Source organism: Arenimonas alkanexedens, assembly GCF_054781355.1.
Genome location: NZ_BAAGUO010000008.1, coordinates 60,261 through 82,776, shown reverse-complemented (window position 1 = coordinate 82,776; position 22,516 = coordinate 60,261). Strand labels below are relative to the sequence as shown.

Below are 22,516 nucleotides of genomic sequence, written 5' to 3'. Positions count from 1 at the left end.
CTCAGCCCTTTAGCGTGGCAGGCCGCGCCAGGCAGTGTTCGACGGCGTAGCGTACCTGCTCCCAGCCCTCCAGTCCGTACCAGAACACGTTCCACTTCTCGCCCTTCATGCAGCCGTCGGCCTCGTCGAAGTAGAAGTCGTTGGCCGCGTTGCCGGCGCGGGCGCGCCAGAACAGCTGCGGCATCTCGGACCGCATTACCTGCCAGGCGGCGCGCCCCAGACCTTCGCCCTGGGCATCGTCGCTGACGGCAAACTTGTCCAGATGCGGGATGCCATCCTCTAGCGTGATGATCAGCGCCGCGCGGTAGTGCTCGCTGACATAGGCCTTGTACAGCGTGGTCTTCTGGAAGTAGTCCGGCGCCAGCTTGCGGCCGAAGCCCGACTCGATCAGAGACTTGAGCCGCTTGAGGTCGAGGTTTTTCCACAACGTGAAACTCCGCACCTGCTCGCCGCGCCGCACCAGGGTGCCGGAGCCGCGGTGGGTGAACAGCTCCTTGGCCAACTGGTCGGGCCGGGTGATCGAGACCGAACTCGAGAGCGGCAGCGCCATGAGCAGGTCGTGGATCTGCTCGATCTTGAGCTTCATGCCCGAATGCAGCCAGGGCTGGCGCAGCAGCGCCGCGTACTCGGTGCTCAGGTTGATGGAGTCGATCACCTGACCGTCGGCGTCCAGCAGGCCGCCGGTGCCGGTAAGGAAGATGATCTTGTAGGGCTGCAGGGTCTTGACCAGCTCGTTCGCGGCCCAGTCGGCGTTGACGTTGAGGATCTGGCCGCCCGCGGTTTCACCCAGCGAGGTGATCACCGGAATGGACCCCACCTTGATCGCAGCCTGGATGCTGGCTACATGCACGGCTTCGACCTTGCCCACCAGCCCATACTTGCGCTTGGACAGGTAGTCGCACTCGAACACGCCCGACGTGATGGACGTGGCGCGCACGCCCTGGGCCTGCAGCGCCTCGACCAGGCGCAGGTTTTCCTGCTGCGACACCTTGCGCACGATGGCCAGACCGGCGGCGTCGGTGACGCGCAGGCCGTCCGCGGTTTTCTTCTCGATCTTGGCCGCCTTCATCTCAGCGTCCAGCTGTGGGCCGGCGCCGTGGATGACGATCGGCGTCAGGCCCACCTGCTGCAGGAAGGCCAGTGAACTCACCAGGGCATCGAGGTCGTCGCGCAGGATGGCGCCGCCAACCTTGACCACGGCGAAGCGCTCGGCATCGAGCTGACTGAACCGCTTGAGGTACTGCTGGATCTCCTTGGCGCTGGCCATGTTCGACAGCAGCCGGACGATCGTGGTGCGCATCTCTTTCACTTCGACTCCAGCAAACGCAGGTAGGTGTTGGCGACGGTTTCCAGCTGTTGCAGCGACACCCACTCGTCGGCGGTGTGGGCTTGGGCGATGTCGCCGGGGCCGTAGACGAAGGCAGTGAGGCCCGCCGCCGAGAACAGCGAGGCTTCGGTCCAGAAGTCCACGGCATTGCCGATCGGCAGGCCCAGCTCATCCGCCAGGTCACGCGCCGCCAGCCGCTTGGCTTCGGCATCGGCCACGTTGCCTGCCGGCAGCGAGGGGCCGCTGAAGGTTTCCTCATATGACGCCAGCGCCGCAGGGTCAGCAAAACTGCGGAAGCGCGCGTGCAGGTCGTCTCCCGACTGCGAGGGCAGCGGCCGGAAGCCGAAGCGCAGTTCGGTGCGCGGCGCGATCATATTGGCCTTGATGCCGCCGTCGACGCGGCCAATATTCATGCGCAAACCGGTCAGCCCGCCAAAGCGCATATGGTCGAGCGACGCGACGTAATCCAGGGCCTGGCCGCCCCAGCGGATCGCCGCGTGCAGTGCACTGGCGGTACGCGCCTGTTCGCCCGAGGCGTGCCCGGCGTGCCCGGTGAACTGCATCAGCACCGAGCGGATGCCGCGATGCGCCAGCACCGCCTCGGCCATCGTCGGCTCCGCCACGATCGCCTCGGTGAAGCCATGCTCAGTGGCGAGGAAGGCGGCGATGCAGCGTGCATCGTTGGCCTCCTCATCGCTGGTGAACAGGAAGGCGGCGTCGCCCGTGGTGTGCGCCGCCGCAGCCAGCAAACCAGCCGCCGCGCCCTTGATGTCGCAGGCGCCCAGGCCAATGGCGCGATCCTCGGTGACCCGCAGCACGTGCGGGTCGGCGCTCCAGGCCGGCGAGGCCGGCACCGTGTCCAGATGCACGTTGAACACCCGCGTGGGTGCACCGCGCACCGCCAGCAGCGATACCGCGCCCGCGCCGTGGTCGGTCACCGTCACGGTAAAGCCCGGCAACTGGGCCCGCAGGTAGTCGAAGATGCCATCGGTGCCGATCGCCCGCGGCGGGTTTCGCGTGTCGAACGACACCAGGGCTTCGAGGTGTTTTAGTACAGCCTGCAGCATATCCATTCCCATACGTTGTCCTTCCACCGCCTTGTGTAGGAGGGCCTTCAGGCCCGAAGCTCTTCGGCGAAAGGCTTCGGGCCTGAAGGCCCTCCTACAGGGGTATCAGGGCTTGCGGTTGATTTCGGCCCAGAGGGTGCTGCTCATGCCGTAGAGGCGGATAAAGCCTTCGGCTTCGGCCACGCCCCAGTCCGCCGACTGGGCGTAGGTGGCGCCTTTGGCGTGCAGCAGGTGCGGCGAGCGAACGGCCACCGCATCCACTTTTCCACCCTGGGTTTCCAGCACCACGTCGCCATTCACGCAGGCCTGGCTGGACCCGAGGAAGGCCTCGAGGTCGGTCTTCAGCGGGTCGTTGTAGAAGCCTTCGTACACCAGCTCCACCCACTGGCGCGCCACCGCCGGCTTGAAGCGGTTCTGGTGCTTGGTCAGCACCGCTTCTTCCAGCGCACGGTGGCCGGCCAGCAATACCGCCAGGCCCGGCGCTTCGAAAATGATGCGGCCCTTGAGCCCGATCGTGGTGTCGCCCGTGTACAGCCCGCGGCCGACGCCGTACTTCGCGAACAAGCCGTTGAGCTTGGCCAGCAGCAGCGCGCCGGCCATCGGTTCGCCGTCCAGCGCCACGGCTTCGCCCTGGCGGAAGCTCAGCGTGACCTGCAGCGGCGCCGCCGGCCATTCGGCGCGGGGCGCGCACCAGCCGCGGGCGCCCTCGCCCGGCGCTTCCCAGCGGTCGATCTCCCCGCCGGACATGGTCAGCCCCAGCAGGTTCTCGTTGATGGTGTAGCTCTTCTGCTTGGCCCGCACTTCGAAGCCGCGCTCTTCCAGGTAGGCCTGCTCGTAGGCGCGGGTCTGGGTGTGTTCCTTCTGGATCTCGCGGATCGGCGCCACGATCTCGAAGTCACCGGCTGATTTCACGGCCAGGTCGAAACGCACCTGGTCGTTGCCCATGCCGGTGCAGCCGTGGGCGATGCTTCGGGTGCCCAGTTCAGCGGCACGCTTGAGCGCGGCGTCCACGATCAGGTAGCGATCCGACACCAACAGCGGGTACTGGCCCTGGTAGCCCTCGCCCGCCATCACGAAAGGCTTCACGAAACCGTCCCAGATTGCCGGCCCGCCATCGACCGTGACATGGCTGGCGGCGCCCAGTTCGGCGGCACGTGCCTCGATGTAGGCGCGCTCCTCGGCGTCCACGCCACCGGTGTTGGCGAACACGGTGTGCACGGCCCAGCCGCGCTCGTTCAACCAAGGGATGCAGAAGCTGGTGTCGAGGCCGCCAGAGAAGGCTAGGACGATGTTTCGGGGGGTCATGGTTGGGTCCTGAATATGAAATTTCATGTGGTTTCCCCTCTCCCCAACCCCTCTCCCACAAGGGGAGAGGGGCTTTTTCGGTTCCCACTGGTGGGAGAGTGGCTTAGCTTGCCTCCCCTCTCCCCTCGTGGGAGAGGTTGGCTTTGCCTGTCTCCCCTCTCCCCTCGTGGGAGAGGTTGGCTTTGCCTGTCTCCCCTCTCTCCTCGTGGGAGAGGTTGGCTTTGCCTGTCTCCCCTCTCTCCTCGTGGGAGAGGTTGGCTTTGCCTGTCTCCCCTCTCCCCTTGTGGGAGAGGGGCCGGGGGAGAGGGGTAACGCCCTTGCCTTACTGTTTGATCAACGCCGCCATAACCGCCTTCTGCACATGCAGCCGATTCTCCGCCTCCTCAATCGCAATGCAGGCCGGCGAATCCATCACCCCATCCGTCGCCTTCACATTGCGACGCAGCGGCAGGCAGTGGCTGAAGACGCCCTTGTTCGTCAACGCCATCTTGGCTTCATCGACGATGAAGTGCTTATGCGCATCGCGGAGAGGCTTCTCCTGGTCCCAGCGCCCGAAGTACGGAATCGCCCCCCAGCTCTTGGCGTACACCACGTCCGCGCCGGTATAGGCCTCGGCGATGTCGTGGCTCATCCGGAACGCACCGCCCGACTCGGCGACGTTGTCCCGGGCCCAGCCCAGGTAGCGCTCGTCCAGCGCGTACTCGGGCGTCGGGCACAGCAGGGTCACGTCCATGCCCATCCGGGTGGCGATGGTCAGCGCCGAGTTGGCCACGGCGGTGTTGAGCGGCTTGGGGTGGTAGGTCCAGGTCAGCACGAACTTCTTGCCGCGTAGGTCGGGGGTACCGAAGTGTTCCTGCAGCGCCAGCGCATGCGCCAGCTCCTGGCAGGGATGGGTAATGGTCTCGAGATTGATCACCGGCACCGTGGAGTACTTCGCGAACGCCCGCAGCACCCGGTCCTCGCGATCCACCGACCAGTCCTGGAATTTCGGGAAGGCGCGAACCGCCACCAGGTCCACGTAGCGCGACAGCACGCGCGCCACTTCGGCGACATGCTCCTCGGCATCGCCATCCATCACCTTGCCCAGCTCGAACTCGATCGGCCAGGCGTCCTTGCCCGGCTGCAGCACCACTGCGTGCCCGCCCAGTTGAAAGGCACCCAGCTCGAAGCTGGTGCGGGTGCGCAGCGAGGGATTGAAGAAGACCAGCGCGATGGACTTACCCTTGAGCTGGTCACCGGCCTTGCTGCGCTTGAACTCGGCAGCCTGCGCCAGCGCCGCGTCGAGCTCGGCGCGGCTCCAGTCCTGGGTGTTGAGGAAATGCTTCATGGTGGCGTCCTGGTGGAATTCAAAAAACAAAAAAGCCCAGCGCTAGGCTGGGCTTTTCCGGTGAACAAGCGAAGACGTCCGGGTTACCCAGCTGGCGTAGCGGATTCCGGTCGGCGCGCACGAGACGTCATGCCCGCAGCCATGTAGGCGGAGGTCAGGACGTCAGCGGAGGCAGCGCAGGTGCTCATTGGGCACTGAGTATGCCGGGGGCGAAACCGGGCCGCAACTCAGCGGACGGTCGCGGCGGTGTCGTCGGGGGTCACCGAGACCCGGATCCGGAGACGATTGCCGGGATCGTAGGGCAGGCGCGACATGTATTTCTCGCCTTTGTACATGTACTCGACGTCGTAGCCGACGACCTGACTTTCCTCGCGCTCGACCTCCACGACCCGGCAGCCATTGGCCTCGGCCTCGGCCCGCTGGCGGGCGATGTTGTTGCCGACTGCGCCGCCGGCGACCGCGCCGACCACGGTGGCGGCCTTGCGGCCGTCGCCGCTGCCTACCTGGTTGCCGAGGGCGGCGCCGACCAGGGCACCGATCACGGTGCCGCCGGTGGTGCGGCCCGTACTGCGGGTTTCGACCTCGTCGCAGCGCTCTTCCGGGGTCCGGATAAGCACCCGCTCCACGACTTCGTCCGCGCGCAGCACCTGGGCGTAGCCGTAGCTGACGTTCTCGGGCACGGCCGGTGCGTAGTAGTCATCACTCACCTCCCCGTCGGCATACTGCCCGAAGGCCGAGCCGGAGGCGGCCAGCAGCAAGATCGGAAGGATTCGGGGCGCAAAGGTCATCAGGGGTCTCCGTGAGGCGGCGGCTCGGTCGCTCTGGCGCGCGAGGACTGGCCCGGCCAACATCGGAATTAAAGCGCCCAGCGGCTGAACCCAAGCCTAAGATTTTCGTTAAGCCCGCCCGCGGGGCTTGCTAGACTCGAGCTTTCCGCCCGTGCCCGCTTATGGAACTGCGTCTTTACAATAATCTCAACCGCCGGCTCGAGGCCTTCGAACCCGCCGACCCGAACCGGGTCACGATGTATGTCTGCGGACCCACGGTCTACAACTACGTCCATATCGGCAATGCGCGTCCGCCGGTGGTCTTCGGCGTGCTGGCCCAGCTGCTGCGGCGCCGCTATGCGCGCCTGGTTTACGCCCGCAACATTACCGACGTGGACGACAAGATCAACCACGCCGCCCGCGACCAGGGCGTGCCGATCAGCGCCATCACCGACCGGTTTGCGGCGGCCTACCACGAGGACATGGCGCGCCTGGGCGTAGACCCGCCGGACGTGGTGCCCTACGCCACCGCCCACATCCCGCACATCATCGCCATGATCGAACGGCTGATCGCCTCCGGTCACGCCTATGCGGCCGAAGGTCACGTGCTGTTCTCGGTGGCCAGCTTCCCGGACTACGGCAAGCTCTCGCGCCGGGATCCGGACGAGATGCTGGCCGGGGCACGGGTGGAAGTGGCGCCCTACAAGCGCGACGCCGGCGACTTCGTACTCTGGAAGCCCTCGAGCCCGGACCTGCCCGGCTGGGACTCGCCCTGGGGCGTCGGTCGCCCGGGCTGGCACATCGAGTGCTCGGCCATGGCCGAGACCCATTTGGGCGACACCATCGACATCCACGGCGGCGGCGTCGACCTGCAGTTCCCGCACCACGAGAACGAACTCGCCCAGAGCACCTGCGCCCACGGCGGCCAGGTGTTCGCCCGGTTCTGGCTGCACAACGGCATGCTCAACCTCGGCGGCGCCAAGATGTCGAAGTCGGTGGGAAATGTCTTCCTGGTGCATGACCTGCTCGACCAGCATCCGCCTGAAGCCCTGCGCTACGCGCTGCTGTCGGCCCAGTATCGGCAGCCGCTGGACTGGTCGGACGCATTGATCGACCAGTCCGTGCGCACCCTCGATCGCCTCTACGGCACCTTGCGCGACCTGTCCGACGTCCCGACGGTGGACCCGATCGTGCCATTCGAGGTTGAGTCGGCGCTGTGCGATGACCTCAACACCCCGGCTGCGCTGGCCGAGCTCTCGCGCATCGCCGGCGAAGCCCGCAAGGCCACCAGCGCCATTGCGCGCGCCAGTCTCAAGGCCGAACTTCTCGGCGGCGGCCTGTTGCTGGGCCTGCTGCAGCAGCGCCCGGAAGCGTGGTTCAGCCGCGGCAGCGAGGACGGCGACGACGCTCGCATCCAGGCCCTGGTGGACGAGCGCAACGCCGCCAAGCGCGCCCGCGACTTCCTGCGCGCCGACGCCATCCGCAAGCAGCTGGCAGAAGAAGGCGTACTGCTCGAAGACACCGCCCAAGGCGTGCGCTGGAGGCGCGGCTGATGCGGCCCACCGAAGCCACGCCGGCCGAGGCGCAGTCCGCGATTGCCGAGGAGTTTGCTTTCTTCGGCGACTGGTCCGAACGCTACCAATACCTGATCGACCTGGGCCGCAAACTCCCGCCGCTGCCCGAGGAATGGAAGATCGAGGCCAACCGCCTGCACGGCTGCCAGTCCATGGTATGGATCGTGGCCGAGGGCGACGCCGACGACCTGCAGTTCCACGCCATCAGTGACTCGACCATCGTCTCGGGCCTGATCTACCTGGCGCTTCGCGTGTACTCAGGCCGCAGCGCCGAGCAGATCATCGCCACGCCTGCCGACTACATCGGCGGTATCGGGCTTTCCAAGCATCTCTCGCCGACGCGCAGCCAAGGCCTGGCGGCCCTGCTGCAGTTCATCCAGAACACCGCCCGGCGGAAACTGCCGGCACAGGAGTAATCCCATGTTTAGCTCTCGCCGCCTGCTGGCGATCGCCCTGGCCGCCACCCTTGCGGTGCCGGCGACCGTGGCCGCGCAAGGCGATGCGCTGGTGCCCGCGCTCGATGACATGCCTGCCAACCCACAGCGACTGGCGCCGGTGGTCGCGCGTTTCCGCGCCGACCTGTCGAGCCTGGCGCGGGTACGCGACATCACCGCTGGCGTCGAGCGCGAAGCCGCGCTGCGGCGCCTTTACACCGGCTGGCAGCAGCGTCTGGCTGAAGTGGACGCGGCAAGCCTCGGTCTTGAGGATCAGGTGGACCACGCCTTGCTGGCTCGCGACCTGGCCTACCGCCTGCGCCAGCTTGATTTCGAACGCGGCCGCTACCGTGATGCCGCCCCGCTGCTGCCGGGCGTGGACGCGCTGATTGCCCTGGCCGAGGCGCGCCGCGCCCTCGCCTATCCCGAGGCCCGCACCAGCGCCGAACAGCTCGACCGCAGCCGCCGCGAACTGGCCGCCCTGCAGGCCCGGCTGACCAAGGACCCCAAGGCCTTGGGCACCTCGCCCATCGTCGCGTATCGCGCCGCGCGCCTGCTGGACGGGGTGCGCGCTGACCTGAAGGCCTGGTATGGCTTCCACGCCGGTTACGACCCGCAGTTCACGTGGTGGAACCGGCAGCCCTACGAAGCCCTGGACCAACAGATGGAGGCGCACGCCACGCTGCTGCGCGACAAGCTGGCCGGCGCCGACGACCCCGATGCCATCATCGGCGACCCGATCGGCCGGGAGGCGCTGCTGGCCGACCTGCGCCACGAACTGATCGACTACACGCCCGAACAATTGATCGAACTGGCCGAGCGCGAGCTGGCGTGGTGCCAGCGCGAAATGGAGAAAGCGGCGGCCGAAATGGGCCAGCGCGACTGGCGCCAGGCGCTGGAAGTCGTAAAGTCACGCCACCCGGCCCCCGGCGAGCAGCCCGAGCTGGTGGTCACCCTGGCCGACGAAGCGATCAACTACTTGGTCGCCAACGACCTGGTGACGGTGCCCGAGCTGGCCAAGCGCGACTGGCGCATGACCATGCTCACCCCTGAGTACCAGCTGCAGGCGCCCTTCTTCCTTGGCGGCCAGGACGTGTGGGTGGCCTACCCCACCGACACCATGCCGCACGACAAGAAGCTGATGGCGCTGCGCGGCAACAACCGGCACTTCTCGCGGGCGGTGGTACATCACGAGCTGATCCCGGGCCACCACCTGCAGTACTTCTACAACACCCGCTACCAGCCACAGCGGGAACTGTTCGACACGCCGTTCTGGGGCGAGGGCTGGGCCCTGTATTGGGAGTTCCGACTCTATGAGCGCGGCTTCGCGGCCACGCCCGAGGACCGCATCGGCATGCTGTTCTGGCGCAGCCATCGCGCGGCGCGCATCCTGTTCTCGCTCGGATTCCACCTGGGCGAGATGACGCCCGACCAGGCCGTGGACTTGCTGGTGGAACGCGTAGGCCACGAGCGCGAGAACGCCCGGGCCGAAGTGCGCCGCAGCTTCACCGGCGATTACGGCCCGCTGTACCAGATCGCCTACATGGTCGGTGGCCTGCAGTTCCAGGCACTGCACCGCGAGATGGTGGTCAACGGCACGATGAGCGAACGCCAGTTCCACGACGCCATTCTCAAGGGCGGCCCGATGCCGGTGTCCGTCGTGCGCGCCCGCTTGCGCGGCGATTCACTGGCGAATGGCCTGCCGGGCCCTTGGAAGTTCTACGACTTCGGCAACAAGCGCTGAGCCTGGCTCAGCGCTTGCCCTGCTTGTTCTCGTACATCAGCGCATCGGCCTCCGCCAACAGCGTTTCGATCGAACCCTTGCCGCCTGCATGCGTCACGCGGCCGGCGCTGTAGGCCAGGTGGTAGCCGCGCTTGGCGCTGGCGTTGTACTGGCCAACCGCTTCGGCGAAACGCGAAAGCACCAGGTCAAGCGTCGCGTCGTCGGCATCGCTCAGCAGCACCGCGAACTCATCGCCGCCGATGCGGCCGAACACGTCGGTTTCCCGGAACACACTGCGCATGCGCTCGGCGAACGCCACCAGCGCTTTGTCACCCTCGGCATGACCGAAGCTGTCGTTGATTTCCTTGAAGCCATCGAGATCGAAGAAGACCATCGTGACCCCGGTTCCGGCGCGGACCGCCAGGTTGAGGCTGTGCTGGCCCAGCGTCATGAATCCACGACGATTGGAGATCAGCGTCAACTCATCCAGAGTCGACAGCTGCACCGCCGCGATTTCCTGTTCCGCCATAGCGGCCAGGTCGCGCAGCAAAGCCAGGTCGTCCTCGGAGAACTGCCGGGGCTCACGGTCGATGATGCACAGGGTGCCGATCTTGCTGCCGTTTAGTATCTTCAGCGGGCAACCGGCGTAGAACCGGATGTTGGGATTGTCCAGAACCAGCGGGTTGTCGCTGAAGCGTTCGTCCTGGCTGGCATCGGGGATCAGCAGGACATCATCGCCGAGGATTGCATGACCGCAGAACGACAGGTCCCGCGCCGTCTCCGTAGCATCCAGGCCCTGGTTGGATTTGAACCATTGCCGGTTGGAATCGATCAGACTAACCAGCGAGATAGGCACGCCGAACATGCGCCGCGCCATCCGCGTCAGGCGGTCGAAGCGCTCCTCGGGGGCGGTGTCGAGCAGATTGAGTGCACGCAAGGTTTCCAGGCGGCTGCGCTCATCCGGCGGCAAGGGAGCTGGCTTCATTCTCTGCGTCCTGTTGGCTCTGTTTCATAAGAATACCCGCGGCCGCGGGAACATACCTTGATACGCGCCTCGCCCACGGCGAAAAAGAAAAACCCCGCATTCGCGGGGCTTTCCCTGGTCCATGGCCAACAGGCTTACTCGCCCATCTGCTTCTGGCGATGCTCCCAGCGTTCCTGGGCATCGATGGTGCGTTCGGCCGTGAGGCGAGCTTCGAGTCGGTCGAGACCGATCTCTTCACCGGTGTCCACGCAGTAGCCGTAGCTGCCGTCCTCGATGCGCTTTAGCGTGCTGTCGATCTTGCTGATCAGCTTGCGGTAGCGGTCGCGGGTGCGCAGCTCGAGGCTGTTCTCGGACTCACGGCTGGCGCGCTCGGCTTCGTCACCGACGTCACGCACTTCTTCCTTGAGGTTCTCGATGGTCTGCTTGGACTCGTCGACCAGGTCGTCCTTCCACTGCAGCAGGCGCTGGCGGAAGTACTCGAGCTGCATCGAGCCCATGTACTCCTCCTTGCCCGACGGCTTGTAGCCAGCGACCAGGGTCACGCGCTCGCGCGTGGTCATCGGCTTGATGCGCTCGGGACGCGGCTCGGCCGGCTTGACGTAACCGGCGCGAACGCCGTCACGCCGCCGCACTGGCTTGGGCACCGGAACCACGACCGGCGCGACCGGAGTCGCCTTGCTCTTGGCCTTGGACTTGCCTGCCGGTGCAGTCTTGCCCGCCGGTGCGGTCTTGGCGGCCGGCGCAGTCTTGGCGACCGGCTTGGACGCAGGCGCCTTCGCCGCTGGCTTGACGGCGGGCTTCGGCGCGACCTTAGCGGCTGGCTTCGAAGCGGGTTTGACGGCCTTGGCCGCTGGCTTGGCAGCCTTGGCAACCGGCTTCTTGACCGGCTTGGTCGCCTTGGCCACGGGCTTGGCGGCCTTGGCCGCGGGCTTGCTGGCCTTGGCGACCGGCTTGACGGCCTTGGCGGGCTTGCGGGCAACGGGCTTCGCGGCCGGCTTCGCAGCGGACTTGGCGGACTTCTTGGCCGGCTTGGAAGCGGGCTTCGCCTTCGCGGCGGGTTTCGTGACCTTCTTGATAGCTTTTGCAGCCTTTTTGGCAGGTTTGGCGGCCGGCTTGGACTTGGCAACCGGCTTCTTGACCGGCTTGCTGACCTTGACGGGCTTCTTGGCGGCCGGCTTAGCGGCCTTCTTGGCGGGTTTCTTAGCGGCCACTAGGGCGATTCCTCTCTTTCCTTGAGGCTCGAAGGCGGCGTGTTATAGCCTAGTCCTTCACCAGCGGCAACCTTATGCCTGCAGCCCTTCCGAAGCAATCAGTGAAAAAACCCGTCATCCTGCTCCTGCGCGGCTACAAGTTGGCAATCAGCCCGCTGCTGGGCCAGCGCTGCCGTTTTTACCCCAGCTGCTCGGAATACACGATGCAGGCCGTCGACCGCTTTGGCGTGATTCGCGGCGGCTGGCTGGGCGCCAAGCGCATCGGCCGCTGCCATCCTTTTAACGACGGCGGCCTCGATCCGGTCCCCGACACCTGGCCCGACAAGAGGAAACCATGATCCCCTCCCCCATCAAGAACGCCCGCATCATTCGCCTGGCGTTCAAGCAATGAGGGCCTGGCTAGCCCTTCTGCTGGCGGCACCGCTCACCAGCGCCGCGCTGGCTGCGTCGACGGTCCAGCCAAGGCCGGATCCTGATCGCATCGTATTTCCAACCCGCGTTTCGCAAGGGACCATGGTGATCGGCAAGGTGCCGCCGGGCAGCACCGTGCGCCACGCCGGCCGGACGCTGCGGGTGACCGGCTACGGCAGCGTCGTGTTCGGCGTCGGCCGGGATGCGGACGCGTCCGTGCAGGTGGACGTGGTCCGTCCGGACGGTCGCGCCGAGACCCTGGCCATCTCGGTAGACAAGCGCGACTGGCCGATCGAGCGCGTCAACGGGGTACCGCCCAAGACCGTGGCGCCGCCCCCCGCGATCGCCGAACGGATCCGGCGCGAACAGGCCACTGTCACCGCGGCAAGGGCCGCTGACGAGCCGCGTACGGACTTCACCCAGGCCTTTGTCTGGCCGGTGAAGGGACGGATCAGCGGGCGTTTTGGCAACCAGCGCGTCTACAACGGCACGCCGGGCAGCGCGCACTCGGGCATGGACATCGCGGCGCCCTCGGGTACACCGGTGCTGGCGCCTGCGGCCGGCGTGGTCACGCTGGTGGCACCGAACTTCTACCTGACCGGCGGCACCCTGCTGCTGGACCACGGCCACGGCGTCAGCTCGAACTTCCTGCACCTGTCGCGTATTGATGTGCAGGTCGGCGACCGGGTCGAGCAAGGCCAGGTCATCGCGGCCGTTGGCGCCACCGGCCGCGCCACCGGCCCGCACCTGCACTGGGGCATGAACTGGTTCGACGTCCGCATCGACCCCCTGCTCCTGCTCGACCCCTGAGCAGAACACAAATGTGGGAGGGACTTCAGTCCCGATGCTTTCCGACGAAAAGCATCGGGACTGAAATCCCTCCCACAGGTTTTTGGCTTAGCGGGGCTGCAGGCCGTCGGGGACGGCGGTGTAGCCGCCGGGGACGCCCTTGGTGGCCACCGCCACCGCATCGTGCGGGTGCAGGCTTTCGTGGTGTGAGGCGCGCAGCCAGAAGTCGCTGATGCGCTCGTCCTGATCCAGCGCGTCCTGGATGCGGCGCGCGGCGTCCTCGCAGAACATCAAGTTCTGGCCGTTGAGCAGGGCGAAGGCCTGTTCGTCCACGCGCTTGACGGCGGTCTGCACCGGCGTCTTGAGCGCGCCCTCGATGCGGTCGATGATCTCGACGATCGGGAAGTCCTGGAACGAGGGCACCAGCCGCAGCTTGACCGTGGCGAAGCTGCGCTGGCTGTGCGGGGTCGCGCGGATGCCCTGCTCGCTGCCAAGCCAGGCCATCACCGCGTCCCGGTCCAGCGGCTTGCCGCTGGCGAAATCGGTTTCGAACTGCTCCTGGATCAGCTGGCGCGCCAGTGCCGCCGAGCAGGGGCAGGTGCTGGAATAGGCGGCTTCCACGCCAAGCTCAAGCGCGAAGTGGCCGCGGTCCATGACCCCGGTGATGTTGACCGGATAGCTCTTCCAGCCGCTGTTGTCGCTGGCCAGGGCCGGACGACGCACCAGGTGGTCGAATCGCAGGCTCACCATGGCGCGATCGGACAGGTCGGCGTGCGATTCCAGGAAATCCTTGAGCAGGCGGCGGATGCTGGCCGGCGTCACCGGCTCGGCCGACAGCGCCTTGTCCAGATGCAGGTAGAGGCGCGACATATGGATGCCGCGCACGTCGCCGCGCTTGAGGTTGACGAAGGCATTGACGCGGGCGCCGCTGCTGACCGTGCGGCCATCGTCGGCCTGCAGCGACACCGGCATCTCGATTTCGCCCATGCCCACCCAGTCGAGCACGCCAGCGAGCGCCGGGCGGGCTTCGGCCGCGATATCAGGCATCACGCGGGCGGTGTTCTCAAGATTCTTCGGGGCCACGACGGCTCTCCTGTTTAATGTCACGGCAAGCTAGATGAGGGCGGGTGCAGGCTACGTCAAGTTCGGCGACGGCGTTTGCGCCAGCACGCAACGGTCCGTTTCAGTCGGCCCGCGCCAGCCGCCAGGCGCGCCAGACGCTGGCCAAGGCCGGCGGCGGGTCAAAGCCGCGCCCCGCGGCCAAGCGCCGCAGGCGGATGCGGTCGAAGCCGGTGCGCAAGCGCCGGTAAAGGCTGGCCGGAGCGGCGGGCGGCGGCAGCAGCGCCAGCAGTTCGCGGGCCCAATCGCGCAGCAGCGGCTCGCCCTGTCCTTGGGCGACCTGGGCCACGGTAAGGCCGTGGCGCGCCAGCAGATTCAGCGGCAGCCGGGCCTGGTCATCGTCCGCCAGCCCCCGCGGCAAACGCTGCAGCAGCAGATGCACGGCAACAGCCGGAACCGGCGGCGATGCGCCGAGAACGCCGGCTTCGATCGCCGCGATAGCTTCGGCCAAGGGCGCAAGCTGCGCCAGCGCCTGCGCGGCATCCGCCGGACGGGCGTCAAAGGCTCCCTGCTCGACCACGGCACGGGCCAGCGCGGCCCAGGGAAGTCCCGGCGGCAGCCCGACGCAGACCGGATGACGGCCGGCTCCACGCGCGACCAGCAGCAGCTCTTCTGCCCACCACTGGGTCTTGGCGGCGGTGACGCGGGCATCGCTAAGCTCGAAGGTCGCCTCGCGCAGTTCGTGCAGCAGCGCGCCCCAGGCGCGGAACACCACGCGCTCCCCGGGCGGGCAGAAAACTTCGGCCAGCGCCATTTCCGGCTCGCGGCGCTGCCACTTCTCGACGAAGTGGGCCATCGGGTCGGCGGCGGGCGTCACGGCGAAAGCAAGTCCGAGGCAAGCAGCGCGGCGGCGCCGTCGAAGGCGCGGTCGGCACCCCACTGCGCCGGATCGTCGTGCGGCTCGCGATAGCCCCACAGCGCCGCCACCGACGCCATGCCGGCGGCGCGGGCCGCCTGGATATCGCGCAGGTCATCACCGATATAGATCGCCTCGGCCGGCGTGCAGCCCAGGCGCGCGCAGGCCAAGTGCAGCGGTGCGGGGTCCGGCTTGCGCTGCGGCAGCGTGTCGCCACCCACCAGCACTTTGCAGCGCGTGCTCCAGCCGAAGCCGTCCACCACGCCGCGCGCCAAATGTTCGGGCTTGTTGGTAACGATGCCCCAAGCGATGCCACGGGCGTCGAGCGCCGCCAGCAGCTCGGGCACGCCGTCAAAGCAGACGCTGTCCTGGGCGAGCGCTTCGCCATAGCAGGCCAGGAACGGCGCCAGCAGTGGCTCGCGCTGGTCGGCATCGAGCCCGGGAAGCGCCACCGCGAGCATGGCGCGCCCGCCCTTGGACACGACCTGGCGCAGCTGTGCCAGCGCCACCGGGGGTTGGCCGTGCTGCGACAGCACGCGATTTAGCGCATTGCAAAGGTCGGGAGCACTATCGACCAGGGTGCCATCGAGGTCGAACAGAACCGCCCGCAGCGGCGTCGGCATCAGGCTTTCACCGCGCGCGCAAGGTAGTTGATCGCGGTCGGTCCGCCGACCCAGGCCTTGCGCCGGATGGGGTCGTAAGCCAGCCCGCTGACGTCTTCAGCCTGCAGGCCAGCCGCGCGCAGCCAGCCGGCGAGTTCCGACGGCTTGATGAACTGCTTGTAGTCGTGGGTGCCCTTGGGCAGCAGCCGCGCCACGTACTCGGCACCGACGATGGCGACCGCGAACGCGGCCGGCGTGCGGTTGAGGGTGGACAGGAACAGCCGGCCGCCGGGCTTGAGCAACTGTGCGCAGGCACGCACCACGGCGGCCGGGTCCGGCACATGCTCGAGCATTTCCATGCAGGTGATGGCGTCGAAGCTGGCCGGCTGCTCCTCGGCGAGCGACTCAACCGACTGCAGGCGGTAGTCCACGCTCAGGCCGGACTCGAGCAAATGCAGCTTGGCCACGTCCACCAGCTCCGGCGCGAGGTCGAGCGCGGTGACGTGGGCGCCTTCGCGGGCCAGGGCCTCGCTGAGCAGGCCCGCGCCGCAGCCGACGTCGAGCACGCGTGCGCCCGCCAGCGCGATGCCGTCGCGGACATAGCCCAGACGCGCCGGGTTGAGTTCATGCAGCGGCCGCTGCGGACCCTGAGGGTCCCACCAGCGATTGGCGAGCGCTCCGAATTTATCGAGCTCGGCCTGGCTGGCGTTGGTCACCGGCGCGCTCATGCGTCCACCCGGATGCCGCCAATGCGATCGCGCCACTGCCGCGCCTTCGCGCGAATCGCGTCGGTGTCGAGATCGACCAGTTCGCCGTCAGCCAGTTTGCGCACGCCGGCGACCCAGACGTCGCTGACCTGATGCCGGCCGGTGGCGTAGACCAGGTGCGAGATGGGGTGGTACATCGGCTGGCTTTCCAGGGCATCGAGGTCGACACAGGCCAGATCGGCCTGCTTGCCGGGTTCCAGCGAGCCGACCAACTCGCCCAGGCCCATCGCCCGGGCGCTGCCCAGGGTGGCCATGTGCAGGGCGCTGGCGGCGTCCATCGCCGATGCGTCGCCCGAGACACCCTTGGCCAGCAGTGCGGCGGTGCGCATTTCCCCGAACATGTCGAGGTCGTTGTTGCTGGCGGCGCCGTCGGTGCCCAGGGCCAGGTTCACGCCGGCCAGCTGCAGCTTGCGCGTGGGGCAGAAGCCCGACGCCAGCTTGAGGTTGGATTCCGGGCAGTGCACGACCGACACGCCGCGTTCGGCGCACAGCGCGATCTCGGCGTCGGTGAGGTCGGTCATATGCACGGCCATCAGCCGGTCGTTGACCAGGCCCAGACGGTCCAGCCGCGCGAACTGGCGCATGCCGTGCTGCTTGATGGCCTCGGCGTTCTCGTGGGCGGTTTCGTGAACGTGGCAATGCACCACCAGGTCGAGCTGGTCGGCCAGCATGCGGATGCGCTCGAACGCGGCATCGTTGACCGTGTAGGGCGCATGCGGAACGAAACAGGTGGACACCAGCGGATCACGCCGCCAGTTGTCGTGCACTTCCAGGCCTTTGTCGAAATACTCGTCCTGGGTGCGGGCCCAGGCGGTCGGGAAGTCGATGACCGGCAGACCGACCAAAGCCCGGAAGCCAAGCCGCGAATACGTCGCCGCCTGGGTGTCGGGGAAGAAATAGTTCTCGGCGCAGGCCGTGGTGCCGCCGCGGAGCATTTCCGCCACCGCCAGCTCAATGCCGTCGGCAACGAACTCCGGGCCGATCACCTTGGCCTCGATCGGCCAGATGTGCTGCTGCAGCCAGGTCATCAGCGGCAGGTCGTCGGCCAGGCCGCGCATCAGCGTCATCGGGTTGTGGCAATGGGCGTTGACCAGCCCCGGGATCAGAACCGAGCCGGGACGGCTGACCACCTGCCCCGGCTGGAACGCGGCACGGGCCTCGGTCCGCGGCAACACGGCCAGGATGCGGTCGCCATGGATAGCGACGGCGTGGTCGACCAGGACGACGCCATGCGGCACCACCGGCACGACCCAGCCGGCTTCGATCAGCAGGTCGCAGGCTTGGGGGGAGGCCGGGGTCGTCATCGGGTCACTTCACCCGGGAGACGTACTCGCCGGAGCGGGTGTCCACCTTGATGATTTCGTCCTGGTTTACGAACAGCGGCACGCGCACCACGGCGCCGGTTTCGAGCCTGGCCGGCTTGCCGCCGCCGCCCGAGGTGTCGCCACGCACGCCCGGATCGGTCTCGACGATCTTGAGCTCGACGAAGTTCGGCGCCTGAACCGCGATCGGGGTGCCGTTCCAGAGCGTGACCACGCAGGATTCCTCGCCCTTGAGGTAATTCTTGGTGTCGCCGATGCCGGCGGCGTCGCACTGCACCTGCTCGAAGGTCTCGGGCTGCATGAAATGCCAGTTCTCGCCGTCGGCGTAGAGGAACTGCATGTCGGTATCGAGCACGTCGGCGGCCTCGAGGCTGTCGGTCGCCTTCATGGTCAGCTCGACCGAGCGGCCGGACTTGATGAAGCGGTACTTGATGCGGGTGAAGGCCTGGCCCTTGCCCGGCTTGACGTACTCGGTGTCGGTGATCACGCACGGTTCGCTGTTGACGATGATCTTCAAGCCGTTCTTGACGTCGTTCATGCCGTAGCTGGCCATGCCTTGCTCCTGGTGTCTGGGCCGGTCCGCCGGCCGATCCGGGGGCTGCGCGGCTACAATGGGGATATTCGGGGACCGTTGCGTCCCGCTCTAGCCCGACATGATAACCGCCAAGCCCGTCCCGACGAAGCCCGAGGCCGATGCCGTGCCGACCCGGTGGCAAAGCCTGTGGCGCGATGCCGTGCGCGATCCGCGCGAGCTGCTGTCGCTGGTCGGTCTGCCCGACCTGGCCGCAAGGGTGTCCGAAACCGCCACGGCCCAGTTCCCGCTGCGGGTACCGCGCGGCTTCGTGGCCCGCATGCGTCCCGGTGACCCGAACGACCCGCTGTTGCGCCAGGTGCTGCCCTTGGACGAGGAGGATCGGATCGTTCCGGGCTTCGTGCTCGATGCGGTCGGCGACCGCGACGCCCGCGGCGGCACCGGCATCGTCCACAAATACGAAGGCCGTGCCCTGCTGGTCGCCACCGGCAGCTGCGCCATCCACTGCCGCTACTGCTTCCGGCGCCACTTCCCCTACGGCGAGGAAACCGCCGCCGCCGGCCAATGGCGCGAAGCCCTGGGCTACCTGGCCGCCGATCCGGGCCTGTCCGAGGTACTGCTATCGGGCGGCGATCCGCTGTCCCTGGCCACCCCCAAGCTGGCCGAGTTCACCGATGCCCTGGCGCAGCTGCCGCATGTGCGCCGGCTCAGGCTGCACACGCGCCTGCCGGTGGTTCTGCCCGAACGGGTGGACGAGGCCTTGCTGGCCTGGCTCTCCAGCCTGCCCCAACAGCGCGTCGTGGTGATTCACGCCAACCACGCCAACGAGATTGACGACCGCGTGGCCCGGGCCCTGGGTGAGCTGCAGCGGACGGGGGCCACCCTGCTCAATCAGGCCGTACTGCTGCGCGGGGTCAACGACGACGTATCGGCCCTGGCCGACCTCTCCGAGCGCCTGTTCGAGGCCGGCGTTCTGCCCTACTACCTGCACCAGCTAGACCGGGTCGCCGGCACCGCGCACTTCGAAGTCCCAGAAACGCAGGCCCTGGCCCTGCACGCCGGCCTGGCCGCCCGCCTGCCGGGCTACCTGGTGCCTCGGCTGGTGCGGGAGGTGGCCGGTGCACCTGCCAAGTTGCCGCTGCAGGGCGCAACATGAGCCCCGTATGGTTTACCTGACGGTACTTTTGGTATTGTCTCAATCCCCCCACGCAAGCCCTTGATCGATAAAGGAGCACCCCTCGATGGCACAGCAGGATGCCGTGATCCGCCTGCTCCTGGTCGAAGACCGGTTGGAGGACGCGGAACAGTTGATCAGCCACCTGCGAAACGGAGGTATGGCGGTGCGTCCGCAGCGACCGGAGTCGGAGGAGGAACTGGTGAGCCTGCTCGGCTCGCAAAGCGTGGACATGGTGCTGGCCTCGATCGAGGCGAAGTACCTGCCGCTGGCCACCGTGGTCGAGCAGGTCAACGCCACCGGCAAGGACATCCCGGTGCTCAGCTCCACCACCGTGCTCGACGAGAAGACCGCGCTGGCCGCCCTCGCCGCCGGCACTCGCGACATCGCCTTGCGCAATCGCCCGGAGCACGTCCAGGCCGTGGTCCGCAGCGAGTTCGCCGCCCTGCTCGCCCGCCGCGGCCTGCGCCATCTGGAAGCGTCGCTGCGCGAAACCGAGCGCCGCTGCGATGCGCTGATCGCCTCCTCGCGTGACCCGATCGCCTACGTGCATGAAGGCATGCATATCCGCGCCAACGACGCCTACCTCGAGATGTTCGGCTTTGAGAACTTCGACGAGATCGAAGGTCTGTCGGTGCTGGACCTGATCAGCGGCAAGTACGCCGAGAACTTCAAACAGCTGCTCAAGAAGCTGAGCAAGGGCGAATCGCCGCCGCGGCAAATGGAGCTGCAGGCGCAGCGTAGCGATGGCAGCACCTTCGATGCGGTCATGGAGTTCACCCACGCCACCTACGAGGGCGAGTCCTGCCTGCAGATCGTGTTCCGCCAGCAGACGGTGGACCCGGACATGGTCAGGGAGCTCGACACGCTGCGCCAGCGCGACGCCCTGACCGGCCTGTTCAATCGCCAGCACTTCATGACCGAGCTTGAATCGGCCGTGGTGCGGGCAACCGAGGGCAAGGGCCAGCAAGCGTTCCTGCTGGTCGAACCCGACCACTACGAAAACCTGGTGGGCGAAATCGGCCTGGCGGCCGCGGACGACCTGATCAAGGGCATCGCCGACCGCCTGTCCACGGCGCTGGACGCGGAGACCGTGGCGGCGCGCATCAGCGACCACAGCTTCGCCGTGCTGTGCCTTTCCCACGACCACACCCTCAGCCTCGCGCAGGCCGAACGCATTCGCGAAGCCTTCCACGGCCATATCCTGGAGGTTGGCGATCGCTCGGTGAATTCCGGCGTCAGCGTCGGCGGCGTACAGATCGGCGAAAAGATCGCCTCGGTCTCGCAGGTCATGGGCAAGTCCAGCCAGTGCCTGGCCTCTTGTGTCGGCATGGGCGGCAACCGGGTCGAGATTTTCGATCCCGCCGCGCGCGACCGCGCCGAGGAAGAGCGCATCCAGGCCTGGGTGCAGCGCATTCGCGAAGCCCTGGCCGGCGACCAGTTCGTGCTGCACTACCAGCCGATCATCAGCCTCACCGGCGCCGAAGAAGAGAATTACGACGTCTACCTGCGCATGAAGGGCCCCGGCGGCGAAGTCATCCCGCCGATGACCTACCTGACCATCGCCGAAGAGCACGGTCTGCTTGACGACATCGATCGCTGGGTCATCAGTCGCGCGATCGGCGTCATTGCCGAACGCATGAAGGAAGGCAAGCACACCAACCTGTTCGTCAAGATCACCCCGGCCTCGCTGGTCGAGGGCGGTCTTGAAAAGCACATCGCCGAGCAGCTCAAGGCCCACGGCGTGCCGGGCGACCGGCTGGTGCTGCAGATCCCGGAGTCGAAGGTCTTCACCCATCTCAAATCACTGCAGTCGTTCCAGAAGGCGGTCTCGCTGCTGGGCTGTCGCCTGGCCCTGGAGCAGTTCGGCACCGGCCTGAACTCGTTCCAGATGCTGACTCACTTCGATCCCGCGATTCTCAAGATCGACCGCAGCTTCATCACCGAGATGGGCAAGAACCCCGACATTCAGAAGCAGGTCCGCGACATCGTCAACAAGGCCCACGCCGCGGGCAAGCAGACGGTGGCCGAGTTCGTCTCCGACGCCACCACCATGAGCGCGCTGTTCGGAATGGGAATGGACTTCGTGGAGGGCAACTTCCTGGCCGCCGCGGGTCCAACGATGAACTACGATTTCGGCTAAGACCGTCCAGCCAGGGCGGCTGCCGATGGATAGGCCGGGACACTGAAGCTTCGTCGCGCCGAGGCTCACATGCCGGCGCAACTTCGGCGGAAAAAAAACGGGCGCCCCGGTTATCGGGGCGCCCTTTTTATTTACCACGTAGCGGCGTGCCTCAGGTTCGCACGGTGGCCTCGGACATGGGCGCGTCGCGCAGGGCCTGGATGCGCTCGGCCAGCGGCGGGTGGGTCATGAACAGCCGCTTGACGCCGCCGCCGACGCTGCCCGAGATGCCGAACGCACGCACCTGGCTCGGCAGCGTGCTCTGGCCGTAGGTGCGGGCCAGCTTCTCGAGCGCGGCAATCATTTTCTCGCGGCCGGCCAAGCGGGCGCCGCCGGCATCGGCGCGGAATTCACGCCAGCGGCTGAACCACATCGCGATCACCGAAGCGAACAGGCCGAACAGAATGTCGAGCGCGAACACGATCGCGTAGTAGGCCAGCCCGCCGCCCTCGCGGTTGCCGCTGATCGCCGAGTCGATTATCCGGCCGACCACGCGCGCCAGGAAGATCACGAAGGTGTTCAGCACGCCCTGGATCAAGGCCATGGTGACCATGTCGCCGTTGGCGACGTGGCTGACCTCGTGCGCCAGAACCGCCTCGGCTTCGTCGCGATCCATCGCCCGCAGCAGGCCGGTCGAAACCGCCACCAGCGAGTTGTTGCGGCTTGGGCCGGTGGCGAAGGCGTTGATCTCGGGTGCGTCATAAATGCCGACCTCGGGCAGTTTGATGCCGGCGGCCTCGGCCTGGCGCTTGACCGTATTCAACAGCCACGCCTCGCCTTCGTTGCGGGGCTGTTCGATGAGGTGCATGCCGGTGGTGCGCTTCGCCATCCACTTGGAGATGGCCAGCGAGAACAGCGAGCCACCAAAGCCGAAGATGGCCGCGAACACCAGCAGCACGCCGTTGTTGCCCAGCGTGACCCCGAACACGCCCTGCAGGACGCTCAGGACAATGCCAAGCAGCACCATCACGGCGAGGTTGGTGGCAAGGAAGAGAGCGATACGCTTGAACATGGTTAGGATTCTCAAAGGGACCGCCGGACG

Annotated in this window: 21 protein-coding genes; 7 read left to right on the top strand and 14 right to left on the bottom strand. The window is 67.1% G+C overall.

Annotation, left to right across the window (positions count from 1 at the left end; all coding sequences use genetic code 11):
• Nucleotide 1: 1 nt before the first annotated feature.
• The 5 genes from ACYVGY_RS13040 to ACYVGY_RS13020 form a co-directional block, all read right to left on the bottom strand.
• The gene (locus ACYVGY_RS13040; protein ID WP_460457944.1) at nt 2–1,300 is read right to left on the bottom strand and encodes an acetylglutamate kinase; all 1,299 of its coding nucleotides are present in this window, start codon (nt 1,298–1,300) and stop codon (nt 2–4) included.
• A gap of 5 nt (nt 1,301–1,305) precedes the next feature.
• Nucleotides 1,306–2,394, bottom strand: coding sequence for an acetylornithine deacetylase (locus ACYVGY_RS13035; protein ID WP_460457943.1), 1,089 nt, complete (start codon nt 2,392–2,394; stop codon nt 1,306–1,308).
• Between the two features lie 105 nt (nt 2,395–2,499).
• Entirely contained in the window at nt 2,500–3,699 is a 1,200-nt protein-coding gene (locus ACYVGY_RS13030) for an argininosuccinate synthase (RefSeq protein WP_460457929.1), read from the bottom strand.
• A gap of 322 nt (nt 3,700–4,021) precedes the next feature.
• Nucleotides 4,022–5,026, bottom strand: coding sequence for an N-acetylornithine carbamoyltransferase (locus ACYVGY_RS13025; RefSeq protein ID WP_460457928.1), 1,005 nt, complete (start codon nt 5,024–5,026; stop codon nt 4,022–4,024).
• A 227-nt stretch (nt 5,027–5,253) separates the two neighbouring features.
• Entirely contained in the window at nt 5,254–5,814 is a 561-nt protein-coding gene (locus tag ACYVGY_RS13020) for a glycine zipper 2TM domain-containing protein (protein ID WP_460457927.1), read from the bottom strand.
• A 161-nt stretch (nt 5,815–5,975) separates the two neighbouring features.
• Here ACYVGY_RS13020 and cysS point away from each other — a divergent pair, with 161 nt between their 5' ends.
• Genes cysS through ACYVGY_RS13005 form a run of 3 tightly spaced genes read left to right on the top strand, consistent with a single transcriptional unit; the run spans nt 5,976 to nt 9,545 of the window.
• Nucleotides 5,976–7,346, top strand: coding sequence for a cysteine--tRNA ligase (gene cysS / locus ACYVGY_RS13015; RefSeq protein WP_460457926.1), 1,371 nt, complete (start codon nt 5,976–5,978; stop codon nt 7,344–7,346).
• Nucleotides 7,346–7,783, top strand: coding sequence for a SufE family protein (locus tag ACYVGY_RS13010; RefSeq protein ID WP_460457925.1), 438 nt, complete (start codon nt 7,346–7,348; stop codon nt 7,781–7,783). The genes cysS and ACYVGY_RS13010 overlap by 1 nt, the downstream gene beginning before the upstream one ends.
• 4 nt (nt 7,784–7,787) lie before the next feature.
• Nucleotides 7,788–9,545 (top strand): DUF885 family protein, encoded by a 1,758-nt coding sequence (locus ACYVGY_RS13005; RefSeq protein ID WP_460457924.1) that lies wholly within the window; start codon nt 7,788–7,790, stop codon nt 9,543–9,545.
• A 7-nt stretch (nt 9,546–9,552) separates the two neighbouring features.
• On the opposite strand, the gene ACYVGY_RS13000 is transcribed toward ACYVGY_RS13005, so the two are convergent.
• Together ACYVGY_RS13000 and dksA are read right to left on the bottom strand one after the other, a co-directional pair.
• Nucleotides 9,553–10,509 carry a GGDEF domain-containing protein gene (locus ACYVGY_RS13000; RefSeq protein WP_460457923.1) on the bottom strand — a complete coding sequence of 319 codons (957 nt, stop codon included), beginning with the start codon at nt 10,507–10,509 and terminating at the stop codon, nt 9,553–9,555.
• 134 nt (nt 10,510–10,643) lie between these two features.
• On the bottom strand, nt 10,644–11,720 hold the full coding sequence (gene dksA / locus ACYVGY_RS12995; RefSeq protein WP_460457922.1) for an RNA polymerase-binding protein DksA: 1,077 nt from the start codon (nt 11,718–11,720) through the stop codon (nt 10,644–10,646).
• Between the two features lie 74 nt (nt 11,721–11,794).
• On the opposite strand from dksA, the gene yidD reads away from it, so the two are divergent.
• Nucleotides 11,795–12,058, top strand: a complete 264-nt coding sequence (gene yidD, locus ACYVGY_RS12990; RefSeq protein WP_460457921.1) for a membrane protein insertion efficiency factor YidD — start codon at nt 11,795–11,797, stop codon at nt 12,056–12,058.
• A gap of 49 nt (nt 12,059–12,107) precedes the next feature.
• A complete protein-coding gene (locus tag ACYVGY_RS12985; protein ID WP_460457920.1) occupies nt 12,108–12,941 on the top strand; it encodes a M23 family metallopeptidase in 834 nt (277 codons plus the stop codon).
• Nucleotides 12,942–13,028: 87 nt separating this feature from the next.
• On the opposite strand, the gene folE2 is transcribed toward ACYVGY_RS12985, so the two are convergent.
• From folE2 to efp, 6 genes are all read right to left on the bottom strand, one after another.
• On the bottom strand, nt 13,029–13,967 hold the full coding sequence (folE2, locus tag ACYVGY_RS12980; RefSeq protein WP_460457942.1) for a GTP cyclohydrolase FolE2: 939 nt from the start codon (nt 13,965–13,967) through the stop codon (nt 13,029–13,031).
• Between the two features lie 136 nt (nt 13,968–14,103).
• Entirely contained in the window at nt 14,104–14,856 is a 753-nt protein-coding gene (locus ACYVGY_RS12975; protein ID WP_460457919.1) for a hypothetical protein, read from the bottom strand.
• Complete coding sequence (gene gph / locus ACYVGY_RS12970; RefSeq protein WP_460457918.1) at nt 14,853–15,518, bottom strand: phosphoglycolate phosphatase; 666 nt, start codon at nt 15,516–15,518, stop codon at nt 14,853–14,855. Before gph ends, ACYVGY_RS12975 begins: the two co-directional genes overlap by 4 nt.
• Nucleotides 15,518–16,225 (bottom strand): bifunctional 2-polyprenyl-6-hydroxyphenol methylase/3-demethylubiquinol 3-O-methyltransferase UbiG, encoded by a 708-nt coding sequence (gene ubiG / locus ACYVGY_RS12965; RefSeq protein ID WP_460457917.1) that lies wholly within the window; start codon nt 16,223–16,225, stop codon nt 15,518–15,520. Before ubiG ends, gph begins: the two co-directional genes overlap by 1 nt.
• The gene (locus ACYVGY_RS12960; protein WP_460457916.1) at nt 16,222–17,568 is read right to left on the bottom strand and encodes a TRZ/ATZ family hydrolase; all 1,347 of its coding nucleotides are present in this window, start codon (nt 17,566–17,568) and stop codon (nt 16,222–16,224) included. The genes ubiG and ACYVGY_RS12960 overlap by 4 nt, the downstream gene beginning before the upstream one ends.
• 4 nt (nt 17,569–17,572) lie before the next feature.
• Complete coding sequence (gene efp, locus ACYVGY_RS12955) at nt 17,573–18,139, bottom strand: elongation factor P (RefSeq protein ID WP_460457915.1); 567 nt, start codon at nt 18,137–18,139, stop codon at nt 17,573–17,575.
• Between the two features lie 100 nt (nt 18,140–18,239).
• Here efp and epmB point away from each other — a divergent pair, with 100 nt between their 5' ends.
• Nucleotides 18,240–19,274 carry an EF-P beta-lysylation protein EpmB gene (epmB, locus tag ACYVGY_RS12950; protein WP_460457914.1) on the top strand — a complete coding sequence of 345 codons (1,035 nt, stop codon included), beginning with the start codon at nt 18,240–18,242 and terminating at the stop codon, nt 19,272–19,274.
• A gap of 85 nt (nt 19,275–19,359) precedes the next feature.
• Nucleotides 19,360–21,435, top strand: coding sequence for an EAL domain-containing protein (locus ACYVGY_RS12945; RefSeq protein WP_460457913.1), 2,076 nt, complete (start codon nt 19,360–19,362; stop codon nt 21,433–21,435).
• Between the two features lie 151 nt (nt 21,436–21,586).
• Here ACYVGY_RS12945 and htpX read toward each other — a convergent pair whose 3' ends face one another.
• Nucleotides 21,587–22,486: a protease HtpX gene (gene htpX / locus ACYVGY_RS12940; protein ID WP_460457912.1), complete on the bottom strand. Its 900-nt coding sequence runs from the start codon at nt 22,484–22,486 to the stop codon at nt 21,587–21,589.
• Nucleotides 22,487–22,516 lie beyond the last annotated feature (30 nt).